The organism is Pelobacter seleniigenes DSM 18267, from assembly GCF_000711225.1.
Classification (GTDB): Bacteria; Desulfobacterota; Desulfuromonadia; order Desulfuromonadales; family Geopsychrobacteraceae; genus Seleniibacterium; species Seleniibacterium seleniigenes.
Genome location: NZ_JOMG01000004.1, coordinates 274,010 through 286,927, shown reverse-complemented (window position 1 = coordinate 286,927; position 12,918 = coordinate 274,010). Strand labels below are relative to the sequence as shown.

The following is a 12,918-nucleotide window of genomic DNA, read 5'->3' as shown; positions in this document are numbered from 1 at the left end:
ATTTAAGATTTTTCACTTTCTATTACTGCGGGGACAATAAATTGGGGGAACAAGGAAGTCAAGCCTTCCCTGCTCCCCCGGTAGGAAGCGTTGTGCAACAGGAGCCTATTCGGCAGTGTCCTGTTTGATCTTGCGGATCTCCTCACGGATCATCACTTCGGCAAGATCGGGGACCACCTCCCAGGCAATCTGCTCGAGCAGTTCCCCGGCAAGCTTTTCGATAATGGGAGCAGCAACCCTGCTGACGATTTCTTTCAACTCCTCTTCAGGAAGATCCCGCAACTGCTGCTCAAGCTGGGCAACCGGTGCCGCCGGCGGGGTTTCCACCACGGGGCGTTCCGCTTCGACCTCTTCAGATGACAATGGCGACGCAACTGCCGGTTCCGGCTCGGTTTCGTCAAGATAGAAACTGTCCGTCTCTGCTGCCTCGACCTCGTCCTCTTCGACTTCGCTGTCAAGATCGTAGATTTCTTCTGGCGCAGAGAAGGGCTCCTCCGCCATAGCAGAATCCAGGGCGGGTTCGCTGTCAAAGGTGAAGGTTTCCTCGTCCTCGACAGTCGTCTCCTCTTCCGGCGCAAAGGCCTCAGTGTCGACGGAAGCAAAAACGCTGCCGGCCTCGTCCTCCAGAATCTCATCTTCGGACAGGTCCAGGATCTCTTCCTCAGACAGATCAAGAATCTCCTCCGCAGGTTCAGGTTCAAGCTCTTCCTCAACCGCGACCGCCACTTCCGGAGCCGACTCGGCCGGCGGGGCGCTCACCATTTCATCAACGGCAAAAGCGACGGGGGCAGCTTCCGGCTCCGATTTCGACTCAAGTTCGACAGTCTCCACTTCAGCAGAAGGTTCAACTGCGCTGGTAAAGAAATCGCCATCCTCTTCTTCCAGAGGCTCAACATCTTCTTCCAGCAATTCCAGAGCATCACTTTCGAAGACCTCTTCGTCCACCGTCTCCGGCACAAAATCATCTTCGGATTCAGCTGCGGGCACGAAGCTGTCAGGATCCGAGTATTGTGAAAAATCGACTTCGTCCGCGCTATCCACAGCATCATTCTCGTCGGCGGACAGATCGAGCAGATCGCTCTCCGGAGCACCGAAATCGATATTCCCGGCATCATCCAGGGGCAAATCATCTTCGTCAAAAGCGGAAAAAGCGTCTTCTGCCGTATCCGCAGCCGGGGTTTCCTCAGCGACAGGGGCAACAGCATCGACCGGTGGCGCAGCTTGAGCAGGTGCGACATCGGCCACAAAAGGATCAACGTCGGCACCAGATTCGACAAAAGGATCTTCTTCGGTAGCAATTTCCGCGGACAGGTCCAGATCCGGGGCGCTATCGGCAAGAGGTTCCTCGTCGGAGTCCGAAACACCTGCGTCCTCAAGCTCGTCGTCGGCAAAAGAGACAGAATCCCAGAGGTCATCGGCCGAATCCGCGGCTTCCACAGCCTCGTCCTCAGCCAAATCCTCAACAGCGTCAAGACCAAGGGCAAAATCATCGACCACCACCTCGTCGCTGCTTTGGTCCTCAACAACCGGTGCCCCGGCAACGCCGGGCATCAACCTTGGCTCTGCTGCCAGCAGTTGGGCAACCTTATCGAGCAGGGCCTGCGACTCAAAAGGCTTGGTCAGCCAGCCGTCCGCATAGACCTCTTCAGCCTTGGCTTCATCAAAATGGTCGAAAGCCCCGGGCAGCAACATCACCGAGATTGTCGCCGAAGCGGCAGTTGACTTAATCTCCCGACAGAGTTCAAAGCCGTCTTTGCCCGGCATCGAAATATCTGCAATGACCAGATCGGGCGCTTCATCCTGAACCATTTTCAGCGCGTCATCGCCGTTATCAGTCATCAAAAGTTGATAATCTTCTGTGGCAAAGATAATACCGACAACCTTGCGGATGGTAATACTATCATCAGCCAACAGTATTTTTTTTGTCATTGATGTCTCCTCGCAGCATCGGCTTCAGACGTTGAACGCCAGAATCCCTGGGTCATCTCTATAGCCAAAAAATCGATGTTCAAAATAAGATGTTTCATTTCCTGACAATAAAATATCCCAACAACCCAGGGGGGATAGTCTTTTAAGGCTGTCGTGATCGTTCCTTTTTGCTCAGAAACTATTCTCACGGACAAATCTGCCGGCAAGGCAAGAGTACCATATTCCGACTCGACAAGAACGTGATAATGATATGACTTCTCACCACAAGTGCTGTTATCATGCAGCAGTTCGACATCCAGAACCGGAACCGGCCGATCCTCGTCAACCAGAACGCCGGTCACCGCCGCAGGCAGGCAAGGCAAGGCAAACGAACGACTATCCTGGAGAATCTTTTTAATCTGCAACAGCGGAATGGCAAAAGACAACGCCCCTGCGCTGAAAAGACCAAACCGGCTCATGCTTGCATGGCCGGACTGCCGTAAAACAATTCCGGGTCAAAGACAACAAAAGGTTCTGCATTGCGCAATTTGAGTTGCGAATACCCGCTGCAGGCCGAAGCCTTCAGCAAAAAAGGGATGTCACACGAGGCAAAGCTGTCCGCTGCCGACAACTCATCAACGGCATCGACCAGAATAGCCCAACTCCCTTCCAGACTGTTCAACACCACAGCGACTTGATCCTTCATTCTGACCGCAGCGGGGATTCCCAGTTTGGCGGCCGGGTCGACAACGGGTAGCCAGGCCCCACGAAACACCATCGCCGCGACAATTCCCTGGTTGATATCACTCCGACTCACATCAAGCTGTGCGGATAGGGGTCCCTGGACTTCAACGACACTTCTGAGATCAAGAATAAATCCGATCCCGCCGAGTCGAAAAACCAGAACCCTGTCACCAACATGCGCCATAAAATCCTCGAACCAACCCTGGAACCCCTTGATTTTTCAAGGAAACCGAAGAAAAACTAGCATAAAGATTAAAAACTGTCAAGCATTTATCAATTATTTCCAATAAGTTACTACACATTATTAAATGAATCGAGCGACGCTATCAAGCGCCCGATAGCAGCTTTTGAAGACCCCCAAAATCAGATATTCTTCCACGGCTGTGGTAAAAACAGCTCACGATAAAGAGACAAAGCAAAGCGATCAGTCATACCAGCGATAAAATCGGCGACCGATATCTCAAGCCGGTCGCCCGGATGGCGCCGTCCGCCATAGAACAGAAAGCGGTCTTCATTCTGCGTGAAATAGCAATACAATTCCCGCAACAACCGGGCCGCCTTGGAAAATTCTGCCTGAACACAATCCACCTGATAAACATGCCCGAACAGCCAGGTCCTTAACTCCTGAATCGCCTCTTCCATCTCCGCAGACAGACTGATACGGGAACACTCCTGACGCAAGGATTCACCAATCAGATCCCGAACCATGCGATCGATCCGGGTCGAATGACGGGCGCCGACCACCTTGACGATGGTGCCAGGGACTTCATCATGGGCAATCACCTGCCCCCGAATGGCATCATCGAGATCATGACTGACATAGGCGATAATATCCGCCAGGCGAACAACCTGTCCTTCCAGGGTGGCTGCACAATAATCAGGCCCCGGGGAAAGTAGGCCGCCCTTCCCTTTGGAATGTTTGCGGATACCATCCCTGACTTCAAAAGTAAGATTCAACCCTCTTCCGTCCCGCTCCAAGGTTTCCACCACCCGCAGGCTCTGCCTGGCATGATGAAATCCGCCCGGCACAAGTTCATTGAGTGCACGCTCCCCAGCATGACCGAATGGAGTATGACCCAGATCATGGGCAAGGGAAATAGCTTCAGTCAAATCCTCATTCAAACGCAAGGCGCGTGCGACTGTTCTTGCAACCTGAGAAACCTCGAGGGTATGACTCAGACGGGTTCGATAATGATCTCCTTCCGGAGAAAGAAAAACCTGCGTTTTATATTTCAGCCTCCTGAACGCTTTACAATGCAGAATACGGTCACGATCATGCTGAAAAACCGTTCTTATTGAACAGATTTTAGAAGGATATTTCCTTCCCCGGCTATGAACACTGAAGCAGGCTCCAGGCGAAAGAGTCTGAAGTTCAAACTGTTCCAAAGACTGCCTTATATCCATTGCGACTTCCTTTTCGTTGCAAATAAATGTTTCCAAAAGCTACCCTCATGTTTCACCAGAAACAACACAGGAAGTAATAGAAAGCAAACAACAATCCTATTTTATTCTTGCTTTTGCATTTATATCTGTTTTATTTAAATACTCTTTCTTGTTAAAAGAAAGCGGTTTGTAAGAACATTAATTTTGCCAGTTAACCTGATAGGAGGATATTTTTATGGCAACAATCATGGAAATGGCGGCTGAAATTATTGCGGCCCACGCGTCAACGACTCCAATGTCAAAAGACGAATTAATCACCGAGTTAACCGAAGTCCATTCAGCCCTTGCTGCTCTCGAAAAAGGTGAGACCATCGAAACAGCTGAAGTTGCGGAAGAGTCCCCGGCAGTCAGCAGAAAAAAAGCCTTCGGTAAAGACAAAATCTTTTGCATGATCTGTGGCAAAGGCTTCAAAACCCTTTCACGCCACCTCAAAACAGCCCATGAGATGAGTGCAAGCGAGTACCGCAAGCAGTTTGATATTCCTCGCACCCAGTCCCTGGCCGCCAAAAATTACTCTGAAAGCCGCCGGCAGATGGCTGTTGATCGCGGTCTGGCCGACAACCTGGCCAAGGCTCGTGCAGCTCGTAAGAAAAAGTAACCCCCTGCGTCGTTCGGACTGCTTGCAGGAGACTGAACCAAGCCCATAGCCGAACTTGATCATTAAACAAAAAGGCGACCAGAAACGGTCGCCTTTTTGTTTATGGCTGTGGCTATTCCAGCCGGAAAGGAATTGAGGCGATTTCATTCTGCTGCTCATCAAGCACAACAACCCGCCAGTCTCCGGCCCACTGCGGCAGGAACCGTTTGGAGGAATAAGTCCGCCAGTCGGCTGAACGTACCGGCAGAATCACCCGCGCCAGTTCATCATTTTGAAAATACCATACATGGGTAATCTGGGTATCCTTTTCGGCACCGGTTATCCGCGTAAAACAAAAAAGTTTTCCATAATCAGCGGGAAATGTTTCAATCCTGTCCACCGGCATCTGATTTTCAATAGCCGTGGTAATGGCGGCATCGGCGACCTGCAAACCGGCCGCTAAAACCGGAGTACTCAGGCAGCAGAGAAAGATTGACAGCAAGAAGACGTGCTTTAACATTTTTGACCTCCTTATTCCGGTCTCAAGCAGCAAAGGTCTGTTTACCTCAACAGTTCAGAGCAGAAGCTGGTGCCCTGCTCGAATTCTATGGTGAAATTTTGCGCTATGGTCGCACCGACATCAGCGAAGGTCGTGCGGACACCTAGCGGGCCAGGCCGAACCTGGGACGGACTCCAAGCCAAAAGAGGAACATACTCCCGGGTGTGGTCGGTTCCAGGAAAGGTCGGATCACAGCCGTGATCGGCAGTAATAATAACCAGATCATCCTCCTGCATGGAGCGATACAACTTCGGGAGCCAACCGTCGAATTCTTCAAGAGCATCGGCAAATCCGTCAGCATCCAGCCGATGCCCATACAGCATATCAAAATCTACCAGATTGGTCATGACCAGGCCCTGATTTATTTTAGCCAACGCTGCAATGGTTTGTTCCATACCATCTGCGTTGTGCCGGGTTGTCAGCGCTTCGGTCAGTCCTTCCCCGGCAAACAAATCGCGAATTTTACCGATACCGCAGGTATAAACGCCATGGCTCTGCAATAATTGCAGCAGAGTCGGCCGGTCTGGTTTGCGAGGGAAATCATGGCGACCACAAGTCCGTTGGAAGTTGTCTGAACATGATCCGGTAAAGGGGCGGGCAATTACGCGACAGACATTATACGGTTTCAAGACCGATGTCATCTGCCGACACAGATCATAAAGGGTCGCGGGGGAAATAATATCTTCATGAGCAGCGATCTGAAATACCGAATCGCTGCTGGTATAAACAATCGGCCGCCCAGTAGCCAAGTGCTCTTCACCAAGGTCACGCAGGATCTCGGTACCACTGGCAGCTACGTTGCCTAACGGAGGACGGCCGGCAATACGGCTGAAAGCACTGATAATCTCTGGCGGGAAACCTTCTGGAAACACGGAAAAAGGTTGTTCAAGAACAACACCTCCGAGCTCCCAATGCCCGGTCACGGAATCCTTGCCGGCACTTTTCTGAGCCATTTTCCCCCAGCAGCCTGCAGGGGCGTCGACCGGCTGCAAACCTTTGACCGGGACAATATTGGCCAGCCCCAAACGCTCCAGATTGGGCAAACACACTCCCCCGCTCGCCTCAGCCACATGCTGCAGGGTCGCAGCCCCCTGATCACCATAAGTCGCAGCATCAGGCAAAGCGCCGACTCCGACTCCGTCAAGTACAATGAGCAGAATCCTTTTAAACACAGCGCGCCAGCCATTCCTTGACAATGGATGTCCCGGCACTGGTCCCGATCCGCTCAGCACCGGCAGCAACGAACTGCAGATACTGATCAAATGTGCGGATTCCTCCGGCGGCTTTGACTTTGATCCGGCCGGCGGCGGCGGTCACCATAGCCTGCACGTCAGCAACAACAGCCCCGGCCGGACCGAAACCGGTCGACGTCTTGACAAAAGCAGCTCCGCCGCGAACGGCCGCCTCCGTCGCCCGCATAATCAACGGATCGGTCAGGTAACAGCATTCCAGAATCACCTTGACCCGTCCCTCTCGGGCCGCCAGCACTACTTGGGCTATCTCTTCTTCGACCTGTGCCAGGCTGCCCTCCAGCAACGGTCCGAGGGCAATCACCATGTCGACTTCGACAGCTCCGGCCGCAACCAGATCGGCGGCTTCCTGAACCTTTTGCCGCGAACTGTTATAGCCACACGGAAAACCAACCACGGAACAGACCCCGACGGTTGAACCATACAGACGATCGGCGGCAAGAGGGACAAATACCGGGGGGATGCAGACTGTCGCAAACCCGTATTCGACAGCCTCTTCACAAAGAGCTTCGATCTGCCCGGCGGTCGCGGTCGGCAGCAACAGGGTCTGATCAATCAATGCGGCAGGATTTGACAGCAGGTCCATCAGCTCCGATAATCGGCATTGATCTTGACATAATCATAGGTCAGATCGGACGTATAGTAACTGAATTCGGCAGCCCCTTGATGCAGATCAATGGTAACGGTGAACTCATCAAGCTTGAGAACCTCACTCGCTTCCGCCTCCAGCGCTGGGCCGGTCGACAGACCGTTCCTGGTCACGGCAACGGCATTGAAATCGATATCGATCCGATTCGGGTCGACATCGATCCCGGAGTACCCGACCGCGGCAATGATGCGCCCCCAGTTGGCATCTTCGCCGAAAAAAGCGGTCTTCACCAAGGACGATGTGGCAACCGAACGCGCCGCCGTCCGGGCGGAGTCCTCATCGACAGCGCCGACAACCCTTACCCGCACCAGCTTGGTCCCCCCTTCACCATCGCGAACGATCATTTTGGCCAGATCAAGGAGAACCCGTTCCAGATGAGCTAAAAAGACCTCTCCCTCGGCACTTCCTGCCTTGATTTCGGGCCCACCGGCCTCCCCGTTAGCAAGCAGCAAAACCGTATCGTTGGTCGAGGTGTCCCCATCGACGGTGATGCAGTTAAAACTCCGATCCACGGCCGTGCGCAAAGCCGTGCGCAGAAACTCTGGCTCAACCCGGGCATCGGTCAGCACAAAGCCGAGCATGGTCGCCATGTTCGGGTGGATCATCCCGGCCCCTTTGGCCATGCCGAGAAGCCGGTATTCCGGGGCGTCCTGTTTTGCAGAAGCCATTTTACTGAACGCATCGGTGGTCATAATCGCTTTGGCGACCACTTCGGGCTGATCATTTTTCAGTGCACCAACCAACGCAGGAAGCCCCTGCTGAAAAGGCTCGATCGGCAACGGCACACCGATGACCCCGGTTGAAGCCAGCGCAACCAAATCTTCGGAAATATTCATTGCCGCGGCCACCAGGCCGGCCGTGGTCCTGGCCACCTCTTCGCCCGGAGCCCCGGTGCAGGCGTTGGCATTACCGCTATTGACCAGTATCGCCTGACATTGCCCTGCGGCAACTTTCGGCCGGGTCAACAACACCGGCGCGGCCACGACTTTATTGCGGGTAAAAACGCCGGCACAGGTGGCCGGTTGATCAGATACGATCAGCGCAAGATCCAGTTTGCCCGCTTTTTTGATGCCACTAGCAATTCCCGCAAACCTGAATCCGGTCGGGATATCGATATCACTCATTGTCAACCTTTTCTTTCCGTATATTATAAGTTTGCTCAGTCGGCAGCAGGAGCCCAAAACAGGTCCCCTCCCCGGCCACTTCTTCCAGATAGATATCCCCCAGCATGCGGTCGACGACAACTTTGACCAGCGCCAGGCCGATCCCTACCCCGTGGGGCTTTTCCGTATCGATATCGCCAAGCTGGGTGTAGGAACTGAAAATCGTCTCATGGGCATCCAACGGCACGGCCTGCCCCTCGTTGAAAACCTGCAGACAGACATATTCAAGATCCTCAAAAGTTCGCGCCGCCGCTTTTACACTGACTTTCCCACCGTCACGGTTGAACTTGACAGCGTTATCAATCAAGCAGTTGAACGCCATACTGAACTTTTCCTGGTCCCCGTAGATCTCCGGCAGATCGTCTTCGATATCGATTTCCGTCAGCAGACCACGTTCATTCATTTTGGCCCGGTACAACTGGAAGGCATCGGCAATGGGCCAGGGAACTCCAAAGGATTTCCAGCGCCAGATTTCCCGTTCAGACTCAATGGAAAACAGTCGCAGCATCCCGGTAATCAACCGTTCCAGGCGTTTCCCCTCATCTTGAACCTGACTCAGATTGTCCCTGATCTCCGCTTCACCAAGTTTATTGAAAAATGACAGGGTCAGGTCGATATAACCCATGATTGAAGTGAGGGGAGTTTTCAGCTCGTGAGACAGGTTACAGACCAGACGAGTTCTGGCCCGGTTCATCCTGACCAGATCGGCATTGGTACGCTCAAGCACCAGCGCCTGTTGGCGCAGACTGTTGATCAGCTCAAAGTTTTCCATGGCCAGGGCAACCTGGTTGGCAATCGCCACCAGCAGGTTCTGGTCTTCGAGATCAAACGGCTGTCCGGATTTCTTGTTATTGACATTGATGACCCCGACCAGTTCTTCCCGGACATAGATCGGCACCGAAAGCAGCGATTGGTTTTTGTACTTTTTCCCGCCGGACATGCTGACAAAGCGGCTGTCCTGATCAATATTGGTCAGCAACACCGGCTCCCCGGTGGCCAGCACGTGCCCGGAGACGCCTTCCCCGGAGGCGACCCGGGTGGTATTGACAATCTGATCGGGGATACCGCAGGACGAAGCAATATGCAGACAACCGTCATTCTGAAGCAACATCAAAGAAGCAACTTCGACTTCAGCGGAATGGACAATCGAGTCGAGGATCTGGTCAAACAGTTCCTGCAAATCGTTACCGGAACTCGCTGTTTCACCGACCTTTTTCAGGAGCACCAGATCGGCCATGCGCCGCTGGGCCTCAATCCGGACCTGCTCCTGATGAACAGCCTGATAATAAGAAGCCAGCCCCTGCCGCGCCACAGTCAGAACTTCGGTATGATCAAACGGCTTGACCAGATAATCCAGAGCGCGTTCACGCAACACCTGCCGGGCGACATTAAAATCCTGCTGCCCGGAAATCATCACGACCTGGATTTCCGGCGTGTGCTGCTTGATCATCCGCAAGACATCCACCCCGCTGATATCAGGCAGGGAAACATCGCAAAAAACCAGGGCAATATCTTCCCGGTCCAGGACCTGCATTGCCGGAAGGCCTGTTTCAAGGCGCAAAATCGGATATTCCAGACTCTCCAGAATATCTTCCAGCAGATCCAGGATCAACGGAACATCATCAATCAGCAGAATGGCCGGTTTTTTTTGCTCATGAATTTCCGTCATTGCCTCCATCTCGATTCAAACCAAAAAATCAACGCCCACAACACTTTTTATATTTTTTACCGCTCCCACAGGGGCAAGGATCGTTCCTGCCGACCTTGTCCTCATCACGTACGGTCGGTTTTTTGCTCTGTTCCTCACCGCCAACCTTATTCAGGGAAATTTTCTGGCGCTTCTGTTCGGCTTCCATCTGCTCCACATCTTCTTCTCTGGCCAGCTGGATTCTGAACATTTTCTGCAGGACTTCGGCCCGTACCCGCCCCATCATCTCCATGAACAGACCATAGGCTTCACGCTTGTATTCTTCTTTGGGATTTTTCTGGCCATAACCGCGCAGGCCGATCCCCTCTTTGAGATGATCAATGGACAGCAGATGGTCTTTCCACTGCGAATCGATGGTTTGTAGCAGCAGAATCCGCATCAGTTGCAGCATCACCGGCGGGGTAAAGTCCTCTTCCTTTTCCTGCAGGCGCCTCCTGGCCTGCTCCTTGAAAGAAGCATCCAACTCTTCGTGACGACAGGTAGTACGATCGATAGCACTGAAATCGGGCATGAAATTGAACTGATTAATGAAGTCTTCAGTCAACCGTTTCCAGTCCCATTCCGATCCCGGAGTTTTCTCAGGACAGAAGGACGCGATCATGTCTTCAACCGTTTCATCGATAATCCCATGGTAAGTCCCGTGCAGATCTTCGCCGGCCAGGACTTCCCGACGCTGGGTATAGATGACTTCGCGCTGCTTATTCATGACATCATCATATTCGATCAGGTGCTTACGAATATCGAAGTTATGCCCTTCGACTTTCTTCTGCGCATTTTCGATCGCCTTGCTGATGATTCCATGTTCAATAGGTTCGCCTTCGGGAATTTTCAGTTTATCCATCACAAAGGCCACCCGCTGGGAACCGAAAATCCGCAGCAGGTCATCTTCCAGACTCAGATAAAAACGGCTCTTGCCCGGATCCCCCTGCCGACCGGAACGCCCTCTTAACTGATTGTCGATACGCCGTGATTCATGCCGCTCGGTCCCGAGGATGTAGAGCCCCCCGGCGGCCAGAACATCTTCTTTCTCCTGTTTGCAGCGTTGCTGGTATTCCGGCAGCAACTCGACAAAACGCGCTTCGGGATCTTCCGCTGCAGCCGCTTCGCTACGGGCCATCATCTCCGGGTTGCCGCCGAGGACGATATCGGTTCCCCGGCCGGCCATGTTGGTGGCAATGGTCACCGATCCCTTGCGCCCGGCCTGGGCGACGATAAACGCTTCTCTTTCGTGCTGCTTGGCGTTCAGCACGTTATGGGGGACGCCCCGTTTTTTGAGCAGGGCCGACAGCACCTCGGACTTATCGATGCTGATGGTGCCGACCAGGACCGGCTGCCCCTGCTTATGGCATTCGATGATGTCCTCGATAACCGCAAGGAATTTTTCCTTCTCGGTTTTGTAGATAACATCAGCATTGTCCTGGCGCTGCATCGGTCGGTTGGTCGGGATGACAACCACGTCGAGCCCGTAGATTTCCCGGAATTCGGTCGCTTCGGTCTCCGCAGTACCGGTCATGCCGGCCAGTTTGTCGTACATGCGGAAGTAATTCTGGAAGGTAATCGTGGCCAGGGTCTGATTTTCGCTGGCGATCTTGACCCCTTCTTTGGCTTCAACGGCCTGGTGGAGGCCGTCACTCCAGCGCCGGCCCGGCATCAGCCGCCCGGTGAATTCATCGACGATCTGGACTTCGCCGTCTTTGACGACGTAATCGACGTCTTTTTTGAACAGGGCGTGGGCCTTGAGAGCCTGATTAACATGGTGTAGCAGTTCGATATTGCGCGGTTCGTAGAGATTGCTCACATTGAGCAGCTTTTCGACCTTACTGACCCCCTCTTCGGTCAGGGACGATGACTTGGCTTTTTCATCGACCGTGTAATCACCGGTATAGTGTTTGACGGTCTGGCCGATTTTCCCGTCGCGCTCCTCGATGACTTCACCTTTTTCCAGCTTCGGAATGATCCTGTCGACGGTGAAATAAAGCTCACTGGAGGCTTCGCTCGGCCCCGAAATAATCAACGGAGTCCTGGCTTCATCGATCAGGATCGAGTCGACCTCATCGACAATCGCATAATGCAGGTCGCGCTGAACATATTCGGCCAGGTCAAACTTCATGTTGTCGCGCAGATAATCAAACCCGAATTCGTTGTTGGTCCCGTAGGTGATATCCGCGGCATAGGCCAATTTGCGCTGACTGTCCGACAAGCCGTGGACCACGCAGTCGACCGTCAGGCCGAGAAAACGGTAGACATTGCCCATCCATTCGGCGTCACGCTTGGCCAGGTAATCGTTGACCGTGACGACATGCACCCCTTTGCCACTGAGGGCGTTCAGGTAAATGGGCAAGGTGGCCATCAGGGTCTTTCCCTCACCGGTTTTCATCTCGGCTATTTTGCCGGAATTCAGAACCATCCCGCCGATCAACTGGACATCGAAATGACGCAGACCGAGCACCCGCTTACTGGCTTCGCGCACCACGGCAAAAGCTTCCGGGAGCAAATCATCAAGGGTTTCTCCCGCGGTCAGTCGACCACGAAAATGTTCTGTCTTAGCTTGCAGCTCTGCATCACTGAGTTTTTCAAAATCCGCTTCCAGGTCGTTAATCTTCTGCACTGCGGGCTGTAGTTTTTTCAGGTCTCTCTCGTTTTTACTGCCGACAATTTTCTTTACAAGACTACCAATCATTGCTTTATAAAACTCCGAAATTCCTGGAGACAGCCAGCTCTCCATGAATCAGCTTTGGTTAACAAGACGAGCGGTATTCATTCGGGGTATCCGGACAAACACAATGCGGCCGATAACAGCACACCGGACGGCATAGTATCACAGTGGAAGAAGGGCTCACAAGTATTAATGAAATGCTAAAACGCTTAGATTATCAGGCGTTGCAGGCAGCCTGCTGAGCCGATATGAGAAAAGAAC

11 protein-coding genes are annotated in these 12,918 nt (G+C 53.1%); 1 reads left to right on the top strand and 10 read right to left on the bottom strand.

From position 1 onward, the window contains the following. Nucleotides 1–105: 105 nt before the first annotated feature. From N909_RS24890 to N909_RS0118205, 4 genes are all read right to left on the bottom strand, one after another. Entirely contained in the window at nucleotides 106–1,929 is a 1,824-nt protein-coding gene (locus N909_RS24890) for a response regulator (RefSeq protein ID WP_029917569.1), read from the bottom strand. Beyond that, on the bottom strand, nucleotides 1,926–2,387 hold the full coding sequence (locus N909_RS0118215) for a chemotaxis protein CheW (RefSeq protein WP_029917568.1): 462 nt from the start codon (nucleotides 2,385–2,387) through the stop codon (nucleotides 1,926–1,928). The genes N909_RS24890 and N909_RS0118215 overlap by 4 nt, the downstream gene beginning before the upstream one ends. After that, the gene (locus tag N909_RS0118210; protein ID WP_029917567.1) at nucleotides 2,384–2,836 is read right to left on the bottom strand and encodes a chemotaxis protein CheW; all 453 of its coding nucleotides are present in this window, start codon (nucleotides 2,834–2,836) and stop codon (nucleotides 2,384–2,386) included. Before N909_RS0118210 ends, N909_RS0118215 begins: the two co-directional genes overlap by 4 nt. A 179-nt stretch (nucleotides 2,837–3,015) precedes the next feature. Continuing rightward, the gene (locus N909_RS0118205) at nucleotides 3,016–4,056 is read right to left on the bottom strand and encodes a deoxyguanosinetriphosphate triphosphohydrolase (protein ID WP_029917566.1); all 1,041 of its coding nucleotides are present in this window, start codon (nucleotides 4,054–4,056) and stop codon (nucleotides 3,016–3,018) included. A 214-nt stretch (nucleotides 4,057–4,270) separates the two neighbouring features. On the opposite strand from N909_RS0118205, the gene N909_RS0118200 reads away from it, so the two are divergent. Continuing rightward, nucleotides 4,271–4,693, top strand: coding sequence for a Ros/MucR family transcriptional regulator (locus tag N909_RS0118200; protein ID WP_029917565.1), 423 nt, complete (start codon nucleotides 4,271–4,273; stop codon nucleotides 4,691–4,693). A 112-nt stretch (nucleotides 4,694–4,805) separates the two neighbouring features. Here the strand turns inward: N909_RS0118200 and N909_RS0118195 are convergent, their stop codons facing one another. Genes N909_RS0118195 through secA form a run of 6 tightly spaced genes read right to left on the bottom strand, consistent with a single transcriptional unit; the run spans nucleotide 4,806 to nucleotide 12,681 of the window. After that, nucleotides 4,806–5,192: a DUF2914 domain-containing protein gene (locus tag N909_RS0118195; RefSeq protein WP_029917564.1), complete on the bottom strand. Its 387-nt coding sequence runs from the start codon at nucleotides 5,190–5,192 to the stop codon at nucleotides 4,806–4,808. Nucleotides 5,193–5,233: 41 nt separating this feature from the next. Then, on the bottom strand, nucleotides 5,234–6,403 hold the full coding sequence (locus tag N909_RS0118190) for a phosphopentomutase (protein WP_029917563.1): 1,170 nt from the start codon (nucleotides 6,401–6,403) through the stop codon (nucleotides 5,234–5,236). Next, nucleotides 6,396–7,067, bottom strand: a complete 672-nt coding sequence (deoC, locus tag N909_RS0118185) for a deoxyribose-phosphate aldolase (protein WP_029917562.1) — start codon at nucleotides 7,065–7,067, stop codon at nucleotides 6,396–6,398. Before deoC ends, N909_RS0118190 begins: the two co-directional genes overlap by 8 nt. Next, nucleotides 7,067–8,254 carry a bifunctional glutamate N-acetyltransferase/amino-acid acetyltransferase ArgJ gene (gene argJ / locus N909_RS0118180; RefSeq protein WP_029917561.1) on the bottom strand — a complete coding sequence of 396 codons (1,188 nt, stop codon included), beginning with the start codon at nucleotides 8,252–8,254 and terminating at the stop codon, nucleotides 7,067–7,069. The genes deoC and argJ overlap by 1 nt, the downstream gene beginning before the upstream one ends. Next, the gene (locus N909_RS0118175; RefSeq protein WP_029917560.1) at nucleotides 8,247–9,962 is read right to left on the bottom strand and encodes a response regulator; all 1,716 of its coding nucleotides are present in this window, start codon (nucleotides 9,960–9,962) and stop codon (nucleotides 8,247–8,249) included. Before N909_RS0118175 ends, argJ begins: the two co-directional genes overlap by 8 nt. A 28-nt stretch (nucleotides 9,963–9,990) precedes the next feature. Beyond that, nucleotides 9,991–12,681, bottom strand: a complete 2,691-nt coding sequence (secA, locus tag N909_RS0118170; RefSeq protein WP_029917559.1) for a preprotein translocase subunit SecA — start codon at nucleotides 12,679–12,681, stop codon at nucleotides 9,991–9,993. Between the last annotated feature and the right edge of the window lie 237 nt (nucleotides 12,682–12,918).

Excerpts from the sequence above, each read along its gene's own strand:
- N909_RS0118205 (WP_029917566.1), bottom strand. The coding sequence starts at position 4,056 with ATGGATATAAGGCAGTCTTTGGAACAGTTTGAACTTCAGACTCTTTCG.
- N909_RS0118200 (WP_029917565.1), top strand. The coding sequence starts at position 4,271 with ATGGCAACAATCATGGAAATGGCGGCTGAAATTATTGCGGCCCACGCG.
- argJ (WP_029917561.1), bottom strand. The coding sequence starts at position 8,254 with ATGAGTGATATCGATATCCCGACCGGATTCAGGTTTGCGGGAATTGCT.
- deoC (WP_029917562.1), bottom strand. The coding sequence starts at position 7,067 with ATGGACCTGCTGTCAAATCCTGCCGCATTGATTGATCAGACCCTGTTG.
- N909_RS0118195 (WP_029917564.1), bottom strand. The coding sequence starts at position 5,192 with ATGTTAAAGCACGTCTTCTTGCTGTCAATCTTTCTCTGCTGCCTGAGT.
- N909_RS0118215 (WP_029917568.1), bottom strand. The coding sequence starts at position 2,387 with ATGAGCCGGTTTGGTCTTTTCAGCGCAGGGGCGTTGTCTTTTGCCATT.
- secA (WP_029917559.1), bottom strand. The coding sequence starts at position 12,681 with ATGATTGGTAGTCTTGTAAAGAAAATTGTCGGCAGTAAAAACGAGAGA.
- N909_RS0118210 (WP_029917567.1), bottom strand. The coding sequence starts at position 2,836 with ATGGCGCATGTTGGTGACAGGGTTCTGGTTTTTCGACTCGGCGGGATC.
- N909_RS24890 (WP_029917569.1), bottom strand. The coding sequence starts at position 1,929 with ATGACAAAAAAAATACTGTTGGCTGATGATAGTATTACCATCCGCAAG.
- N909_RS0118175 (WP_029917560.1), bottom strand. The coding sequence starts at position 9,962 with ATGACGGAAATTCATGAGCAAAAAAAACCGGCCATTCTGCTGATTGAT.